Source organism: Embleya sp. AB8 (genome assembly GCF_049739465.1).
In the GTDB taxonomy this organism is placed as follows: domain Bacteria; phylum Actinomycetota; class Actinomycetes; order Streptomycetales; family Streptomycetaceae; genus Embleya.
The window spans coordinates 254421-271049 of record NZ_JBMHHY010000003.1 but is presented as its reverse complement, the minus strand read 5'-3'; the positions used below and the strand labels follow the sequence as shown (position 1 = coordinate 271049).

At 71.3% G+C, this 16629-nt stretch carries 16 protein-coding genes; 10 read left to right on the top strand and 6 right to left on the bottom strand.

Annotated features, from left to right (window positions below):
* Window positions 1-52 precede the first annotated feature (52 nt).
* Window positions 53-856 (bottom strand): enoyl-CoA hydratase, encoded by an 804-nt coding sequence (locus tag ABIA38_RS06035; RefSeq protein WP_424637372.1) that lies wholly within the window; start codon window positions 854-856, stop codon window positions 53-55.
* Window positions 857-1159: 303 nt separating this feature from the next.
* Here ABIA38_RS06035 and ABIA38_RS06030 point away from each other — a divergent pair, with 303 nt between their 5' ends.
* Window positions 1160-1855 (top strand): class I SAM-dependent methyltransferase, encoded by a 696-nt coding sequence (locus ABIA38_RS06030; RefSeq protein ID WP_424637371.1) that lies wholly within the window; start codon window positions 1160-1162, stop codon window positions 1853-1855.
* Window positions 1856-1871: 16 nt separating this feature from the next.
* A complete protein-coding gene (gene lipB, locus ABIA38_RS06025) occupies window positions 1872-2552 on the top strand; it encodes a lipoyl(octanoyl) transferase LipB (RefSeq protein ID WP_424637370.1) in 681 nt (226 codons plus the stop codon).
* 45 nt (window positions 2553-2597) lie between these two features.
* On the opposite strand, the gene ABIA38_RS06020 is transcribed toward lipB, so the two are convergent.
* Window positions 2598-3131, bottom strand: coding sequence for a DinB family protein (locus ABIA38_RS06020; protein WP_424637369.1), 534 nt, complete (start codon window positions 3129-3131; stop codon window positions 2598-2600).
* An 826-nt stretch (window positions 3132-3957) separates the two neighbouring features.
* On the opposite strand from ABIA38_RS06020, the gene ABIA38_RS06015 reads away from it, so the two are divergent.
* From ABIA38_RS06015 to ABIA38_RS06000, 4 genes are all read left to right on the top strand, one after another.
* Window positions 3958-4251, top strand: coding sequence for a YciI family protein (locus ABIA38_RS06015; RefSeq protein ID WP_424637368.1), 294 nt, complete (start codon window positions 3958-3960; stop codon window positions 4249-4251).
* Window positions 4252-4569: 318 nt separating this feature from the next.
* Window positions 4570-6222: a prenyltransferase/squalene oxidase repeat-containing protein gene (locus ABIA38_RS06010; protein ID WP_424637367.1), complete on the top strand. Its 1653-nt coding sequence runs from the start codon at window positions 4570-4572 to the stop codon at window positions 6220-6222.
* Window positions 6219-7274: a terpene synthase family protein gene (locus tag ABIA38_RS06005; RefSeq protein ID WP_424637366.1), complete on the top strand. Its 1056-nt coding sequence runs from the start codon at window positions 6219-6221 to the stop codon at window positions 7272-7274. The genes ABIA38_RS06010 and ABIA38_RS06005 overlap by 4 nt, the downstream gene beginning before the upstream one ends.
* Before the next feature lie 327 nt (window positions 7275-7601).
* Window positions 7602-8918 carry an acyltransferase gene (locus ABIA38_RS06000; RefSeq protein ID WP_424637365.1) on the top strand — a complete coding sequence of 439 codons (1317 nt, stop codon included), beginning with the start codon at window positions 7602-7604 and terminating at the stop codon, window positions 8916-8918.
* Here the strand turns inward: ABIA38_RS06000 and ABIA38_RS05995 are convergent.
* Complete coding sequence (locus ABIA38_RS05995; RefSeq protein WP_424637364.1) at window positions 8855-9400, bottom strand: hypothetical protein; 546 nt, start codon at window positions 9398-9400, stop codon at window positions 8855-8857. The two genes, ABIA38_RS06000 and ABIA38_RS05995, sit on opposite strands and share 64 nt — an antisense overlap.
* Window positions 9401-9568: 168 nt before the next feature.
* On the opposite strand from ABIA38_RS05995, the gene ABIA38_RS05990 reads away from it, so the two are divergent.
* A complete protein-coding gene (locus tag ABIA38_RS05990) occupies window positions 9569-10738 on the top strand; it encodes a winged helix DNA-binding domain-containing protein (protein ID WP_424637363.1) in 1170 nt (389 codons plus the stop codon).
* A 33-nt stretch (window positions 10739-10771) separates the two neighbouring features.
* On the opposite strand, the gene ABIA38_RS05985 is transcribed toward ABIA38_RS05990, so the two are convergent.
* The gene (locus ABIA38_RS05985; protein ID WP_424637362.1) at window positions 10772-11602 is read right to left on the bottom strand and encodes a helix-turn-helix transcriptional regulator; all 831 of its coding nucleotides are present in this window, start codon (window positions 11600-11602) and stop codon (window positions 10772-10774) included.
* 170 nt (window positions 11603-11772) lie between these two features.
* Here ABIA38_RS05985 and ABIA38_RS05980 point away from each other — a divergent pair, with 170 nt between their 5' ends.
* Together ABIA38_RS05980 and ABIA38_RS05975 are read left to right on the top strand one after the other, a co-directional pair.
* Window positions 11773-12537 carry an SDR family oxidoreductase gene (locus tag ABIA38_RS05980; protein WP_424637361.1) on the top strand — a complete coding sequence of 255 codons (765 nt, stop codon included), beginning with the start codon at window positions 11773-11775 and terminating at the stop codon, window positions 12535-12537.
* Window positions 12538-12655: 118 nt separating this feature from the next.
* Entirely contained in the window at window positions 12656-13348 is a 693-nt protein-coding gene (locus ABIA38_RS05975; RefSeq protein WP_424637360.1) for a hypothetical protein, read from the top strand.
* An 84-nt stretch (window positions 13349-13432) separates the two neighbouring features.
* Here ABIA38_RS05975 and ABIA38_RS05970 read toward each other — a convergent pair whose 3' ends face one another.
* Window positions 13433-14569 (bottom strand): methyltransferase domain-containing protein, encoded by a 1137-nt coding sequence (locus ABIA38_RS05970; protein WP_424637359.1) that lies wholly within the window; start codon window positions 14567-14569, stop codon window positions 13433-13435.
* Window positions 14570-14708: 139 nt separating this feature from the next.
* Between ABIA38_RS05970 and ABIA38_RS05965 the strand changes: the two genes are divergently transcribed.
* Window positions 14709-15164, top strand: a complete 456-nt coding sequence (locus tag ABIA38_RS05965; protein WP_424637358.1) for an SRPBCC family protein — start codon at window positions 14709-14711, stop codon at window positions 15162-15164.
* Window positions 15165-15170: 6 nt separating this feature from the next.
* Here the strand turns inward: ABIA38_RS05965 and ABIA38_RS05960 are convergent, their stop codons facing one another.
* Entirely contained in the window at window positions 15171-16526 is a 1356-nt protein-coding gene (locus tag ABIA38_RS05960; protein WP_424637357.1) for an NAD(P)/FAD-dependent oxidoreductase, read from the bottom strand.
* Between the last annotated feature and the right edge of the window lie 103 nt (window positions 16527-16629).

Here is a 16629-nt window from a genome sequence, read left to right as displayed (position 1 = left end):
CATCGCCACCGGCATCGCGTTGCTCGCCCGCCGGCATCCGGCCGAATATCGGTCAATCCTTGTACTCCGGTTGCCGCTTGTCCTTGCGCGCCCGAATGGCCTCCTCGAAGTTCTCGGTGGTCAGTCGTACGTACAACTGGGCGTGCCCCTCGTGCTCCATGTGCGAGTGCATGCTGCCGGCCTCCAGCCCCGACCACAGCAACCGTTTGGTCACTTCCACCCCCACTCGACTGAACCCGATGATTCGCTCGGCGAGTTCGTACGCGTCGTCGAGCAACTTCTCGCCCGGCACCACGCGCGACACCAGGCCGATCCGCTCGGCCTCGGTCGCGTCCACGTCCCGCCCGGACAACATGATCTCGAATGCCCGAGACGACCCGATCGCCCGGGGGAGCAAATAGCTGATTCCGAGCTCGCTCGCGGTGAGTCCGTTGTTGATGCCGGCGGCCCGGAAGTACGCGGTGTCGGTGGCGATTCGGATGTCGGTCGCGGTGGCGAGGCAGAAGCCGCCGCCGATCGCGGGGCCGTTGATCGCGCCGATCACCGGTTGATGCATCCGGCGCAAGCCCAGGATCACGTCGTCCAGGATCTCCATCGAACGACGGGCGATGCTCGTTCGGGTCAGGCCCTTGATACCGGGGATGCGCCCGGAATTCTCCAGATCCGCGCCGGAGCAGAAACCCCTCCCGGCGCCGGTCAATATGACGACACGCGTATCGTTGTCGGCACTCACGGCTTCCAGAGCCTCACGAAAGGGGACCATGACGTCGAAGGCCATGGCGTTCATGCGGTCCGGTCGATTGAGGGTGATGAGCGTGATGTGGGGGCGGGGCTTGTCGACGAGTACGAAGGACATGGGGGCGTCATCCTCGGCATGATTGAGGGGCGAAGGGTTTCGAGTCGCACGGCGTCGGACCGGGCGACCGGGGAACCGAAGAGCGCGGAGCGGATCCCGGCACCGTCGATCGACGCGGAACGCCCGGTGGCCGATCGGGTGCTCGCCGATGGGGCGTTCGTCGATCGGCCGGTCGACCGCGAGATCGCCGACGAGCGAGACGAGCGACGTTCGCCGGCGCGTCGGTGGTTCGGCGCGCGGGCCTGGTCGGCGACGCGCGCGTGGTTCGGAACCCGTACGTGGTTCGGGACACGCAAGCCATTCTTGACCAAGTCAATGAAACCGCTCAAGGCCGACCCCCGGTTGTTCGACGCCTTCGCGGGCGACTACGACCGCTATGCGGGACTGTGCGACCCACTCGGCGAGTGGCTCGCCACCCTCGAACTCACCGGCGAGCGTGCGCTGGACGCCGGTTGCGGATCCGGGCGACACGCCCTGGCGCTGGCCGCGTCCTATACCGAGGTGCTGGCCGCGGACCTGAGCGCGCCGCTGATCGAGGTCGCCCGGGTGCGCCGACCGCACGAGCGGATCCGGTACGAGGTCGCCTCGCTCACCGACGTACACGACGCCGAGGGCTTCGACCTGGTCCTGAGCGTGGGTACGCTGCACCACCTGCCGGACCTGGCCGCCGCCCTGGCCCACCTCGAATCGCTGGTCCGCCCCGGTGGCGAGATCGTCCTGGTGGACACCGTGGCCGCGGTGCCGAAGGCCACGCGCCGGCAGTACGTCGTCTGCGCGGTCCGCGAACTGGCCCGGGACGTGCGCCGGTTGCGGGCCCGGGACGCATGGTGGCTGTACCGTTTCCGCACCGGCGCGGTGTGGCTGGACCACCTGATGTCCGACCACTACCTGACCCGGACGCAGTATCGCGAGAGCTACGCCGAGGTGTTCCCGGACGCGGAGTTCGTCGACCTGTCCTTCGCCACCGCGATGCGCTGGCGCCGACCCGGCGAACGGTAGGTAGGAGAGCACGGACATGTCGACGGAGATCGCGAACCCGGCCGGGCCGGTCCGGGTGGACCTGGGCGAGGTGTCCTACCGGGTGGCGCAGGCGGAGATGGCGCGCTGGGTGGTCGAGCGACAGAAGGGCGCGGCGCCCGATCGGCTGTTCCTGCTCACCCACCCGCCGGTGATCACGTACAGCTCGCGCACGCCGGCCGCCGACCTGCCGGATCCGGCGTCGCCTATTCCGCTGGTCGAGGTGGATCGGGGCGGACACGCGACCTATCACGGACCGGGTCAGCTGATCGGGTACGTGGTCGTGAACGTACGGGCGCTCGGGCCGGGGGATCTGGTCCGTCGCGTGGAGAACGGCCTGCTCGCCGCCCTCGCGGGGCTCGGCTTTCCGGCGATCCGGCGCGAGACGCTGGCGGGCGCGGCGAGCCTGGTGGGCATCTGGACGCCGGACCACCGCAAACTGGCCTCGATCGGGATGCGGATCCGACGCGGTGTCAGCAGCCATGGCTTCGCCCTCAACATCGACCCCGACCTGACCGCGTTCAGCACGTTCACCGCCTGTGCGCTGCCGGACACGACGATGACGTCATTGGCGGAGCCGGCCGCCGAGGCGGGCCGGCCGACGCCCACGGAGGCTGAGGTCCGGGACGCGGTGGCCGAGGCGCTGGGGCGAGAACTCGCGGTGTCCGGCGGGAGCTGAGGTGTTCCGGCCGGCGCGGTCGGGGTGCGCCGGCCGGACGTCCGGTCAGGCGGCTCGGGTGCCGGTGACGTCCCACAGGTGGTGGACCGGGTCGTGGATGAAATAGCGGGCGAGTGACTCGACGGTGAAGACCGTGCCGTCGCTGCGCCTGCCGGTACGGGACCACTGGTCCTCGGCCACCGCCGCGAACGCGTCGGCCAACGTGGCACCGGCCGCCGCGAGCTCGCCGGCGACCCGGACGGGGTCCTGCTCGGCGTAGCGGGACTCGACCGCCGTGGCGTCCTGGTCCCAGTTGGGGAAGTCCGGGGCGTTGTCGGCCAGCATCAGGCGCAGGCGCTCGTCGAACATGCCGAACACGTCGCGGACATGGCACGCGTACTCGATCGGGGCCCAGGTGTCCGGCTCGGGCCGGATCCGCAACTCGTCGCCGCCGGAAACGAGCAACTCGTGCCACGCGGCCACGTTCGCGCGGGTCAGCGCGGGTATCCGGGTGCGCGGGACGGTCGGGGTGTCCAGTCCACAATCGGGACAGGCCGTCTCCAGCACCCACGTCCAGCTCTTGGTTTCGGGAGTGATCATGCCAGGAGGATGACGCACTTGCCGTCGGACCAACAAGATGTTTCCGCGCCGTCGGTCCGTCCACTTGTCCGCGCCACCGGTCCGTGCCACCGGTCCGTGCCGCGCCGTTCGCCCGGCCGCTCCGCGTACCGGGGCCGGTTGCCGGCTCTCGGGTGGGGAGGGGCGCTCGGGCACCCACCGTTCGGAGGGAATTCGGCTCGCGTTTACGCTTCCGGCCGCCGGCTTGCCCCGGTCCGGTTCATCCGTTCGATCTCGTCGGGGATTCGGGGTTCCCCCGCTCGGCGGGCAAAAGCGTTTCGGCAAGAAGCCACACTGCACGGCCGGGCACCACGAGAGTGCCGAAAATGTCGAGGATCTTGCGCATAAGCAGCAATCTACTGACGGGAATTGATCTCGACTCGGCCGATCGGCCAGATTTGCTCGATCAAAGTCGCGCCTCGCGCGGGGGGAGTTCGCCACCTTCGTCGCGCTGATGGAGCAGCGCCCGGGACGACGGTCGGTGAGCCGACGGTCGGTGAGACGGGCCGCCTCGCGGCGAGCGGCTCACTGTGGCTCCAGCCGGACGGTAGTCCACAGTGGCTATGAGTGGGCCCGGGGGCACCGATCTCACCGACCGTCCCATACAACCCACGCCCCTCACCGATCATTCCCGGCCTCTCGCCGAACTTCCGCCCCGCCCGGGCCCGGCGATCCCAGGCCGATAAGCCCTTGAATAACCCGAATTGCCCCCACCCTTAGGCCACCCGCCGAGGTCCGTGCGCCCAGATCCGGCCTCGCTTGGCGAGTCCGCCCTCTCGCCCACCGGCCACGCCATACGATCGGGGGCATGTTCGTGATCACGCTGACCTACGTCGTTCCGGTCGAGGAGATCGACGCGCTCCTGCCCGGCCACCTGGCCTGGCTCGACCGGTACTACGCCGACGGCACGCTGCTTGCCTCCGGGCGCCGGGTCCCGCGGACCGGTGGGGTGATCCTGGCGCGGGCCGCCGATCGGGGGGTGTTGGACGCCGTGCTCGCGGAGGATCCGTTCCGGCGCGCGGGCGCGGCGACATACGACGTTGTCGAATTCGCGCCCTCCCGGACCACGCCCGGACTGGAAGGGCTGCTGTCGACCCTGTGAAGTGCCGTCAATAGGCGTTCATTTCCAGCACATTTGATGGCGATAACTCACCAATTCAGACAACAAACGAGTACAGGCTTCCGCATTCACACCTTCGGGTGATTTCGTTGAGAACACACCCGGTCCGGGCGATGGGGGTCGCGCGAGCGCCGGGGCGGGCATTCCGCGCCGGGTACCCCAACGTGTCACCCATTCCCCACTCGGCGCCCTACCCGAAGACGACCCCGGTTACCACGGCACAACTTGCGACAGGACGTGTGGGGGAGGCGCTGACCGATGCGTGTGCGAGACAGCCGCTTGCCGCGGTGGCCTGCGGAATTGTTCGTCCCCGAATTGCCCGTGGCCACCGCGCGGCTGCGTCGGCGGGTCGCCGACTCGGTGCGGCCGGACGGCGCCGTACGCGGCCCGTGCCGTAGCCGGGTGCTCGAATCGGCGCTGCTCCTTCGGCTGTTGGAGCGCGCCGGTCTCGAGGCCGACCACCACCGGCGGGTCGCCGGATTCCTGGCCGGGCGCCTGGACGGTGCCGAACCGCTGGACCGGCTGCTCGCGACGATCGCTTTGCGCCACGCCGACGACCCGGACGAGCACGGCGCCGGCCACCTCCTCGACCGTTTCCTGGAGCGCGCGCCGGCGTTCCTGACCGCCCGCAAGCGAGTCCTCCTGGAGACCGTACTGACCCTGCTCGGGCCGCCGCGCCGGGCGGCCCGCAGACCGTTCGACCCGAACGCCTTCGACACCGGCAACCTGCATCCGTGGGCGCACGTACAAACCGTCGCGCTCAAGGTCGCGCTCGCCGATCTCACCGGGCACGCCGACCGGGTCACCCACGCCGAACTGCGGCTGCTCGTGGACACCCAGCAGACGCCCGGGGTGTGGGAGGGCAATCTGCTCGTCCACCTGCTCGTGCTGCACGCGCTCGCCGACCGGCCGCACCTGGACGGGCTGATCGTCAACGGCGTGGCCAAGGCACTCGTACACCAACGTGCGGACGGCGGTGTGCCGTTCGTGACCGACACCGACACCTGGTGCGCGGTCACCGCGGGCGTCGCGCTGGACGCCTCCGGCGCCCCGTACGAGGTCCGCCGGCGGATCGGCGACCACCTCGCCGCCGGGCAGCGGGTGGACGGCGGTTGGTCGTACACGGACGCCGCGGCGCTCGCGGATGTGGACGACACCTCGGTGGCGATCGAGTTCCTGCACGCCACCGACCCGGTGCGCTACCGGCGCACGATCGACTCCGGATTACGCGCCCTGTGGTCCTACCAGGGCGCGGACGGGGGATTCCCCACCTACATCGTGGGCGCTCCGTCGGAGGCGTGCATGACCGCCGCCGCGGTCAACGCGCTGAGCGTACGCGCCTCGCGCCACGTGGAACGCATCACCGCCGCACGCCGGTTCCTGGCCGGCGCGCAACACCCGGACGGCACCTTCGACCCGGACTGGAGTCGCAGTCGCTACCACGCGATCTTCCGCGCCCTCCTGGCCACCGACGCGTGCGGCCCGGACGCCTACCGCGCCACCGTCAAACGGTCGCTGACCGCCGTCCGCGACGGCCAGAACGCCGACGGCGGCTGGGGCCAACAACCCGGCGACCCCAGCGACGCGATCAGCACCGCGTACGCGCTGATCGCGCTGTGCCGGCAGGCCGACCCCCGCCCGGTCGCGCGCGGCCTCGAACACCTGATGCACGCGCAACGCCCGGACGGCGGCATCGACTCCGTCCCGGACATGCTGGGCACCAGACCGTTCCTCTACGTGATCCCCTGCCTGGCCGACCACTTCACCCTGCTCGCCCTGGGCCACATCGGCAATCGGCTGGCCACGCGCTCGCGCCGACCGGGCGCCCCGCGCGGCCCCGGCGTCCAGGCGGCGTATCCCTCGACACTGCGCGCCCCCGGGCCCGGCATCGCCGGAGCCCGCGGTGCAGCCAGGACCACCCCGACGCAGACCGGCGAAAGGAGCCCGGCGTGAGCACACCCACCGTCGTCGACCTCCCGATCAGCTTCCACCTGCCGAAGCTCGCGAACCTGTTGCCGATGACGTTCCATCCCGAAACCGACCGACTGATGCGCGAATCCCGCTGGTGGGCACACCGCCACCTCGGCTTCGCCTACGCCGGCGACGCGACTCGCATCGACAAGAACGTGGACGGAACCCTGCTGGTATCCCTGTCCGTTCCGCACGCCGACTACGAACTCGCGCTCACCACGGCCAAGGTGATGAACTATCTGATCGGCATCGAGAACAGCCTCGTCGACAAGGCGGGCCTGGGCGGCAGTTCGTTCGCCACCCGCAATGTCTTCGGCCGGTTCATGGCCGATCTGCTCGGCTGGGGCGACGGTTCGACGCCGCTGCGCGAGGACTTCTCCTGGCTGCGCGAGCGGATGCCGGCCGCCCGCTGGACCCGCTTCGTGTCCTACATGGAGGACTTCGCACACGGCTTCACCACCGAGTTGGAGAGCTGGCGGGACGCCGGGATATCCGACTACGACACCTACATGGACGACCGCCGGCACAGCCTGGGGGTGCGCTGGCTGTTCGGCTTCGCCGAGGAGGGCGTCCCGGGCGTGGCCCTGTCCCAGGAGGCCTTTCGCACACCCGAGATGGTCGCCATCCACGACACCGCGATCGACGGCTACACGCTGATCAACGACCTGGTCTCGTATCGCAAGGAACTGGTCATGGACGACCGGGTCAACCTGGTCTACTACCTCGGCGAGGCCGAAGGGCTCGACCTCGAGGGCGCGATGAACAAGATCTGCGGCCTGATCGACGCCACCGAACGCAAGTTCCTCGACCTGCGCGACCAAATCATGGCCGGCCCGCACGGCGGTGAACCGGGGATGCGCGCCTACCTCGACGAGGTCGGCCACGTGATGACGTCCAACCTGTGGTGGGCCACCGTCAGCAAGCGCTACGAACCCGGCGGCCTGGGCTGGGACGGCTCCACCGCCGGCACCATGACCTTCCACCGCGACCGCGCCGTATTCGTCCCGGACGACCCGCCCCCGACCACCCGCTGACCACCCGCCGATCCCCGCCGACCTCCCGTTCCCCGGCACATCCTCGGCACATCCTCGGCAAGTCCGTCGCCCGGCGCGCACCCCGTGCGCCGGCCGGTCTTTGCCGGAAGCCGACCGAACGTCAAGGTGGTTCCCAAGCGGCTTTAATCATTCACTCATGAAGCGCGGCCATGCTGCCCGCATGGACTTTCCGCGTTGTGGCATCCCGCGTCCTGCGGTTCGATCCGGCTCGGACCCCCTGCGCAGGGCACGACCCCCCGTCGCGCACCCGAGAAAGCGGCGGACCGGCGCCGCGGTGGCCGGCGTTTTCCGGGCAGGCGCTTGTTGATGTCCCTCTACTTCGACACCGCCGCCAAACGACCCCGGGGCCCGCGCCCGGCCCCGGCGCCCGTGCGCGCCGGCGCGCACCCCGCGGCCACCCCCGCCCCCGGGGCCGCCCCCGCCTCCGTCCGCCGCCCGCACCTGCACCGCGTCGACCTGATCCGCGACATCGCCTTCCTGTGCGTGATCGTCGTCCACGTCATCGGCGTCACCTACCCCTTCCCGGGCGAGCGCCCCGCGTTCACCCAACTCGTCCTGCACTCCACCCGCGCGATCTTCTTCTTCGTCAGCACCTTCGTGCTCTTCCACAGCGTCTACCACCGGCCCCTGCGGGTGCGCGCCTTCCTCGGCAAGCGGTTCCGCCTCCTGGGCGTGCCCTACCTGCTGTGGTCCACCGCCTACTGGGTGCTCGGCGACCATCCGCGGATCGCCCGGGACCTGCCCGGCGCGCTGGCCGACCTGCGCGGCGGGATCATCTGGGGCGGCTCCTGGTACCACCTCTACTTCCTGCTCGTCTCGCTGCAGATCGCCGCACTCCTCCCGCTGTTCGTCAAGCTGGTCCGGGCCACCACCGGCCGGCACTCGCTGCTGCTCGTGGCCACCGGCGTGGTGCAACTGGCCGCGCTGATCGTGCTGTTCCACCAGACGCCGCTGAGCGGCCCGCTGGAGTGGTACCGGGTGCACGGCGGGATGTTGCTGCCCACCTACGGGTTCTTCGTGATGGCCGGCGCGCTGGCCGCGGTACACCTGGACACGTTCCACGCATGGGTCGTCGGGCACACCCGGACCATCTGGCTCGGCACCCTGGCGACGCTCGCGGTGACCCTGTTCTGGTACCGGCACACCGTGGCCGGCGGCCGGGACACCGCGACCGCGTCGATGGCCACCCAGCCGGTGAGCCTGCTGTGGGGCCCGGTCGCGGTGCTCGCGCTCTACGCCCTGGCCACCCGCTGGGAGCGGGCCGGCGGCCCCGTGCCCAGCCGGCGCGCCGCCGCACTGGGGGCGCAATTGGCCTTCGGCGTCTACCTGGTGCACCCGATGATCCTGCGACTGCTCGAACTGAACGGCTTCGCCGCCGCGCTCCCGTGGTCCGCGGCGGTGAACACCGCCGTGCTGGTGAGCGTGGTCGCGCTCGGCTCGGCCGCGTTCACGTGGCTGGTCGCGCACACCCCGCTGAGCCCGTGGCTGATCGGCCGCGAGCGGATGCGGGGCCGGTCCGCGGCGCGGCCGATGCCACACCCGGCGCCGGCCCCGGCCGGTCAGCAGGGCGGCAGCACGTCCTTCGCCGACCCGGTGGTCTCCAACCACGCCTCCGGCGCGTAGCCCGTCCCCTGGCTCGTGGTCACCAGGACCCACTGATCGCTCTTGCCGCCGCGCCACCCGTAGACGTTCACCGGTCCCTTGGCCCGGCAGGTCGCGGTCAGCTCGGTGCCCGTGCTCACCTCGGCGATGGTCTTGCCCTTGCCCGGCTTCTCCCGTATCTCCAGACCGATCGCCTGACGTGCGATCACCGCCAGCTTGACGGTGGAGGTGGGCGAGGGCGCGGCCGTGCCGCTCGCGCTCGTCGACGGGTGCGCCGATTTCGACGCGCCCGGCGAGGACGTACTCGACGCCGAGCTCGTGTTGTCGCCACCACCGGAATCGAGCAGCAGCGCCACCACGATCACGATCACCCCGACGATCACCGCGCCGATCACCACCCGGTTTCCGGACTTGGGCGGTTGCGGCCCGACCGGGTTGGCCGAGGGCCCGCGAGGGCGCGTCCATCGACGCCAATCGAACCGGGGCGATCCCGCAGACGGCATGCTGACTCCTTCACCCGAACGTGCGGCGGTACAGGGAACTACACGGAACCACAGGGAACTCGGTACTCGATTCTTCCGTGTACCGACCCCGTCACGCTAAAGCGATCCGGAATCGCCGCGCCGCATGATTCCCGGCCACATGTCGGATCGGACCCCTATGGTCGGCCCATGACCTCTGCGCTGCCACGGATCACCGACGACGAACGACGAGCGCGTTTGGGCACTCGGCACCGGCTGGCGCCCGGCGCGCGCGCCGTGAGCGCGGAGGAAGCGGTCCGGGCCGTGCTCCTGCTGCACGCCACCGATCCGGCCACGGTCTACGCCTCCACCTGCGCGCGCCTGGCCGCGCCGTCGATCGACGAGGTGCGCCGGGCCCTCTACCGGGACCGGTCCCTGGTCCGGATGCCCGGCATGCGGCGCACCGTATACGTGGTCCCGCGCGAACTCGTGCACGTGGTCCAACGCTCCAGCACCGACGCGGTCGCGGTCACCCAGCGCCGGGTGATGCTCCAGTTCCTCGCCTCCGGCGGCTACGACGAGGCCTGGCTGGACCGGGTCGAGGCGGACACGGTGGCCGCGCTCACCGACCTCGGCGAGGCCACCGCCGTGCAACTGGGCGAGGTGGTGCCGCTGTTGCGCACCCAGATCCGGGTCGCGATCGGCAAGCCGTACGAGGCCGACGTGGGCGTGTCCACCCGGCTGTTGTTCACCCTGTCCTGCGAGGGCCGGATCGTCCGGGCCGAGCCGCAGGGGTCGTGGTTGTCCAGCCGGTTCCGCTACACGATCGCGCCGCCGCTGCCGGCGATCGGCAAGACGGAGGCCAAGGCCGAACTGGTGCGCGGCTGGCTGGCCGCGTTCGGGCCCGGGACACTGGACGACCTCAAGTGGTGGACCGGCTGGACCCTGGCCGACACCCGACACGCCCTCGCCGCGATCCGGGCCGTCGAGGTCCGCCTGGACAACGGCACGGTGGGCTACGTCCTGCCCGGCGACGAGGCGCCGACGCCGGCTGCGGAGCCGTGGGCCGCACTGCTCCCCGCGCTCGACGCGACACCGATGGGCTGGAAGGACCGGGACTGGTACATCACCCCCGAACTGCGCGAGCGCCTGTTCGATCGGATGGGCAACATCGGCCCCACCGTGTGGTGGCGGGGCCGAGTCGTCGGCGGCTGGGCCACCCGCCCCGACGGCGAACTCGTCTGGCGCGCCCTGGTCGACCTCGAACCGGCCGCGACCAAGGCGATCGAGGCCGAACTGGCCCGGCACGCCGCATGGTTGGCCGGGACCTGCGTGACCCCCAGATTCCGCGTCCCCTTGGAACGCGAACTGAGCGCGTAGCGCGCCGCGCGGATACCGGCCAGGCCCCGGAGATCAGTTCTGCCGAGCGGCCGTGGCCACGTCCGCGCGGGCGGGCTCGGCGCGCGGGCCGCTCGTGTAGACCAGCAGGAGCAGATCGGCGTCCCCGGGAAAGGCCAACGTCTCGTAGGTCAGCTCCTGCGCGGTGCCACCGACCGGGTGCACGGTCTTCGTACCGTGCGTCTTGTCGGCCACCCGGTGTGCCTCCCACAGCGGCCGAAAGCGCGGGTTGCCCGCCGCCAACTCCTCGACCAGCGCGGCCATTCGGGCGTCCCCGGGGTGGCGCGCCGCGTCCAGTCGCAGATACCCGACGGTGTCCGCGGCGACCCGCTCCCACTCCGGATAGAACCGGCCCGCGTCCGGCGACAGGAACGTGTGCCGTGCCATGTTGCGCGCGTGCGGCGCCATCGCGCTCAGCGCCATCATCGCGTCGGCGGGCGCATTCCACGCCAACACGTCCATACAGCGGCCCAGCACGACCGCCGGCGCGTCGATCCGGTCGAGGAGCGCCTGTACCCCCGGCCGCGCCGTCGAGGGCGCGACCCGCCGTGCGCTCACCCGAGTCGGCCGGGCCAGGTCCCACATGTGCGCGTACTCGGTCGCGTCAAGGCGCAACACCCGCCCGATCGCGTCCAGGATCGGGTCCGACACGTGCTGCCCGCGGCCCTGCTCCAGGCGTACGTAGTAGTCCACGCTCACCCCCGCGAGCTGGGCCACCTCCTCGCGCCGCAACCCGGCCACCCGACGCTTGCGGCCGAACACCGGCAGCCCGACCTCCTCGGGCCCGACCCGGGCCCGACACGCACGCAGGAAGTCGCCGAGTTGCTCGAAGGACGCGTCGCTCATCCTCGGACTCTAGCGCCGCGCCGGCGCCGGCCCGCCCCGCGCCGACCACGAAGGTAGTACCGGCGGACCCAGGAAAACGTGTGCTCTGGGTGTCGACCCGGGCAACCGGGCAGAGTGACCCGAGTCGGCAGGAATCACCCCGCGGACACCACCCACCCCTGGAGAATCCCGTGAGCCACCCCACCCCCCTCGCCGGTCGGATCGCCGTCGTCACCGGAGCCGCCGGCGGCATGGGCGCCGCGACCGCGCGCCTGCTCGCCGAGCAGGGTGCGCACGTCGCGCTGCTGGCGCGCCGCAAGGACCGCCTCGAAGACCTCGCCGCCGAACTCACCGCCGCCGGCGGCACCGCCCTCGCCGTCCCGGTCGACGTCACCGACCAGGCGTCCGTGGACGCCGGCGCCGCCCGGGTCCGCGCCGAACTGGGCCGGGTCGACCTGGTCGTCAACGCCGCCGGGGTGATGTTGCCCAACCCGCTCGACGACGGCCGGATCGACGAGTGGACCCGGATGATCGACACCAACCTCACCGGCGTGTTGCGGATCATCCGCGCGTTCACCGCCGACCTGGTCGCCGCGGCGGCCGACGGGCGCGGCGCCGACCTGATCGACATCTCCTCGATCGGCGCACACGTGACCTTCCCGAACTACGCCGTGTACGGCGCGACCAAGGCCGCGCTCACCTTCCTGTCCGCGTCGCTGCGCACCGAACTGGGCCCGCGCGACGTCCGGGTCACCAACATCGAGCCGGGCCTGACCGACACCGAACTCGGCTCGCACATCGACAACCCGGCACTGAGCGGCCAACTGGACTCCATGTTCGACGCGGTCGGCTCACTCGCCGCCGCCGACATCGCCGACCTGGTGTCCTACGTGGCCACCCGCCCCCGCCACGTCAACCTCCGCCAAATCATCGTGATGCCCACCCGCCAGGCATAGTGAGCGTCTTCAAGCCCCGGTCCCGATGTCCGGCCCCGGCGGTTGATGTTGCGTCGGGCGGGGGGTGTTGACTATGACTTGTCAGGCCCGCCCGCCACCGCCGTTCGAGGAGTCTTCCGTGGCGTTGTTTCGTCGCCAGTCCCGCAACCAGCAGAACGCCGCCTGGGGGCAGGACGTGCGCGGCGTCCTGATGAGCGCGCCGCCGGAGCGCATCCGGCAGGACCTGCGGCTGATGGTCGGCCGACCCGGGCCGCACCTGGGCGCGCAGGCCGTGCTGTGGCCGCTCGGTGACCGGGGCGAGATCGTCGCGGTGGCGTGCGTCAAGGGGCCGGACGGGACGGCTGTCACGATCGAGGCGCCGATGGTGCAGCACTGGGGGTTCGCGATCGAGGACGTCTGGCTCCAAGCCGCGACCAACCTGCGCACGGAGGGCTACGGCGGCATGCCGATGGAGACCACCGGCAGCACGCTGCACTCGCTGAACGGGCAGAGCTGGCCCGGCTCGGCCCAGGTCTTCCGGCTCGGCGAGGCGATCGGCGACCCGCTGCGCGCGGGCGCGCTGGTCGTCCTGCCGACCGACAACAACCTGCTCGCACTGCCGCTCAACTCGCAGCGCACCGTCGGCATGGCCGGGTTCGTCGTCAAGACCGCACAGGCGCTGACCCGGGATCAACAGCCGCTGTCCACCGGCATCTTCTGGTGGCACGAGGGCATCCTCGAGGAGCTGGAGGTGGAGTGGAAGGGCCCGGAACACGCCACGTTGACCGGGTCCGCCCGCTTCGGCCAGGTGGTCCGCGCGCTGCCCCAGTGAACCCTGACCCCGAGGGCAACGAGTTCTGCCTGCTGCGCACCCCCAAGTAGCGCCAGGCGGCGCCGAGTAGCGGGCGCCCGGTGGTCAGATTTCGGTCAGGCGGTAGTGGTGGTGGTCCCGCTCCACCGTCCACGACCGCCCGGCCGAGGCCGGCGCGGCCGGGAAGTTCGTGCCCACCGGAACCGCCTCGACCCGCAGCCGCTCCGCGTTGACCACCGGCGCGCCCGCCACCCCGTAGTACAACTCGACCGCCGCGTCCCGGTCGCCGTAGACCAGGATCCGATCCCGCATCAGCACCGCGAGCGCGGGCAACTTCGGGTCGAACAACCCCCACGTCGTCCCGTCCCCGGGGTGGCCCAGGAACAACACCGAACGCGGCTCGGCCAACGCGAACCCGGTCAGCCGGGTGTCCACCGGGCCGAGCACCGGCCCCGCGTCCACGGCGCCGTGGTCGAGCAACTCGCGCAGCACGTCCAGCGCGGCCGGCGGCAGATCCTCGCCGATCACCGCGAGGTCCCCGGTCAGCGCGTGGGTGCGGCCCGGTCCGGCGTGCGGGCCGCGCAACTGCAGGAAGCCGCAGCGGGTGACCGACACACTGGTCAGCGTCCCGTCCGGGGCCCGCTCCCAGGCGATGGCCAACTCCAACCCGGGCCGCAGCCACATCGGCGTGACCAGCACCCCGTCCGGCGCGAGCTGCTCGACCCACGCCGGCGGCAGATCCGGCACCCCCACGGTGGCCTCGATACGATCGAACGGCGCCCGATCGGCGACCCCCTCCCAGCCGTCCCCGGCCCGCACGTCCACCCGCACGCCGAGCCCGGCCAGCCGCCGCGCCGCCGCGCCCGCCAGTTCGGCGGACACCTCGATGCTGACCACCTCGCCCGTCGGGCCGACCAGCGTGGCCAGGAGCGCCGCGTTGTAGCCGCTCCCGGTGCCGATCTCCAATACCCGCATCCCGGGCCGTACGGCCAGCTGTTCGAGCATCAGCGCGACCATCGCCGGCTGGCTGACCGTACTGTCCGGCAGCCCGCGCTCGTCGACGGACAACACCACCACGCGGTCCCGATACGCCTCGGTGAGCGAGGTCGAGCCGGGCGTGAACAGCTCGCGCGGCACCTCGGACATGGCGTGTGCGACCGCCTCGGTGCGTACGCTCCCGATCAGCCGCAACCGTTCCACCAGCGTCGTCCGCAGCCGGGCCGCCGCGTGCTTGTCGTTCATGGCCCCCGTGTACCCGCCCCGACCACTCGCGGCACCCGGATCCGCCGGACCGGACCCGGCCCTCTTGTCCGGTCGCGGTCCGCTGTGGACCATGGCCCTACGGTGACCGGCACGTTCGCCGGCGGGATGGGGGAGCACGATGGCCTACCACGAGAGCATCCACATCGACGCGACGCCCGAGCGGGTCTGGGCGATCCTGAGCGACGTCGAGCAGTGGCCCACCTGGACCGCGTCGATGCGGATGGTGCGCCGGCTCGACCGGGAGCCGTTCGACGTCGGCAGCCGGGTGCGGATCAAGCAGCCGCGGCTGCCCGCGGCGCAGTGGCTGGTCACCGACCTGGAGGAGGGCCGCGCGTTCACCTGGATCTCCCGGGGCGGCGGGGTTACCACGATCGCCGAACACCGGATCGAGCCGGGCGAGGGCGTCACGGTCCGGCTGACGCTGCGCCAGGAGGGCCTGCTCACCCCGGTGGTGGACCTGCTCGCGGGCGGCCTGACCCGGCGCTATCTACGGATGGAGGCGGCCGGCCTCAAGGAACGCAGCGAACGCGGTGCCGGCAACCGAACCGAAGAACGCGGCGAGCGCGACGAGTGATCGCACTCACGGGTGTGCCGACCGGGATCCGGTGCGCGCGGCGATCTCGTCCGCCGACAGGTAGGCGTCGGTCTTCTCCAGGTTGCCCATGCGCCCGTCCTGGTCGGACATGAAGCCGAGGCGGACCAGGTCGTCGCCGGCGAACGCGTGCTGGACCCAGTTGGAGAGCACCCGGGTGCGGGCCCGGATCGACGGCACCGTCATCAGGTGGTAGCCACGCGTGATCGCCTGGGCGGGCAGCCCGCGCATCTCGTAGCCGAGCGGCCGGGCCACCGCCTGGGTGCCGCCGAGGTCGACCACCAGGCCCAGATCCTTGTGCCGGAACGGGCTCAGCCGCTGCCCGCGCAGCGACGCGACCACGTTGGCCGCGGCGACCTTGGCCTGCCGGTGGGCGTACTGCGCGGTGGGCGGGCAGATCGCGCCGTCGCCCTTGGCCAGGTCCGGGACGGCCGCGGCGTCCCCGAGCGCGAACACGTCCGAGTGACCGGGCACGGCCAGATCGGCGGCCACCGCGAGCCGGCCACGCACCAACTCGGTGCCCACCGTGTCGACCAGGGGACTCGCCGTGACGCCCGCCGTCCAGACCAGCGTCCGGCACGGCAACTTCTCGCCGGTGGTCAGCGTCACCGAGTCCTCGGTGATCTCCTGCACGCTGATCCCGAGCCGCACGTCCACGCCGCGCTTGGCCAACATCTGCAACGTGGCCTTGCCCAGGTTCTCGCCGAGTTCGGGCATCAGCCGCGGTGCGACGTCCACGATCATCCAGCGCACCTGCGCCGGGTCCAGGCGCGGGAAGTGCCGCAACGCGTTGGTGGTCAGCATCTCCAGGCACGCGGCGGTCTCGACGCCCGCATAGCCGCCGCCGACCACGATGAACTGGCAGCGCGAGGCCCGCTCGGCCGGATCGGTGCTGGAGTTGGCGATCTCCAACTGGGCGATCACGTGGTCGCGCAGATACACCGCCTCGGCCAGGTTCTTCATGCCGTGCCCGTAGGTGGTCAGCCCCGGGATGTCGAAGGTGCGGGTCACGCTGCCCGGGGCGAGCACGAGCCGGTCGTAGTGCTCGTTGGTGACGTCGCCGGAGATCTTGCGTACCACGCATACCTTGGCCGCCAGGTCCACCCCGATCGCGCCGCCGGGCACCACGTGGGTGCGCTTGAACATCCGGTGCAGCGGCACCGCGGTGGTCCGCGAGGACAGTACGCCGGCCGCGACCTGCGGCAGCAGGGGCCGGTAGACCATGTAGTCCATCGGGCTCACGAGCACGATCTCGGCCTCGCGTGGCCCCAGCGACCGCTCCAGCTTGCGTACCGTCTCGAACCCGGCGAATCCTGCTCCGACGACGACCACCCGCTGCACCATGGTTGCCCCTTCCGGGAAGGCCCGGGAGGAAACCCGCGACCATTTGGCACATTTCGTCCAAACATATGGTGATCGATCACCGCTCACGACCGGGGCGGGCCAT

What these genes read in the sequence shown, in the direction of transcription:
- ABIA38_RS06015 (WP_424637368.1), top strand. Translation starts at nt 3,958, where the DNA reads ATGTTCGTGATCACGCTGACCTACGTCGTTCCGGTCGAGGAGATCGAC.
- ABIA38_RS05990 (WP_424637363.1), top strand. Translation starts at nt 9,569, where the DNA reads ATGACCTCTGCGCTGCCACGGATCACCGACGACGAACGACGAGCGCGT.
- ABIA38_RS06035 (WP_424637372.1), bottom strand. Translation starts at nt 856, where the DNA reads ATGTCCTTCGTACTCGTCGACAAGCCCCGCCCCCACATCACGCTCATC.
- ABIA38_RS05960 (WP_424637357.1), bottom strand. Translation starts at nt 16,526, where the DNA reads ATGGTGCAGCGGGTGGTCGTCGTCGGAGCAGGATTCGCCGGGTTCGAG.
- ABIA38_RS05985 (WP_424637362.1), bottom strand. Translation starts at nt 11,602, where the DNA reads ATGAGCGACGCGTCCTTCGAGCAACTCGGCGACTTCCTGCGTGCGTGT.
- ABIA38_RS05970 (WP_424637359.1), bottom strand. Translation starts at nt 14,569, where the DNA reads ATGAACGACAAGCACGCGGCGGCCCGGCTGCGGACGACGCTGGTGGAA.
- ABIA38_RS06020 (WP_424637369.1), bottom strand. Translation starts at nt 3,131, where the DNA reads ATGATCACTCCCGAAACCAAGAGCTGGACGTGGGTGCTGGAGACGGCC.
- ABIA38_RS05995 (WP_424637364.1), bottom strand. Translation starts at nt 9,400, where the DNA reads ATGCCGTCTGCGGGATCGCCCCGGTTCGATTGGCGTCGATGGACGCGC.
- ABIA38_RS06000 (WP_424637365.1), top strand. Translation starts at nt 7,602, where the DNA reads ATGTCCCTCTACTTCGACACCGCCGCCAAACGACCCCGGGGCCCGCGC.
- ABIA38_RS05965 (WP_424637358.1), top strand. Translation starts at nt 14,709, where the DNA reads ATGGCCTACCACGAGAGCATCCACATCGACGCGACGCCCGAGCGGGTC.
- lipB (WP_424637370.1), top strand. Translation starts at nt 1,872, where the DNA reads ATGTCGACGGAGATCGCGAACCCGGCCGGGCCGGTCCGGGTGGACCTG.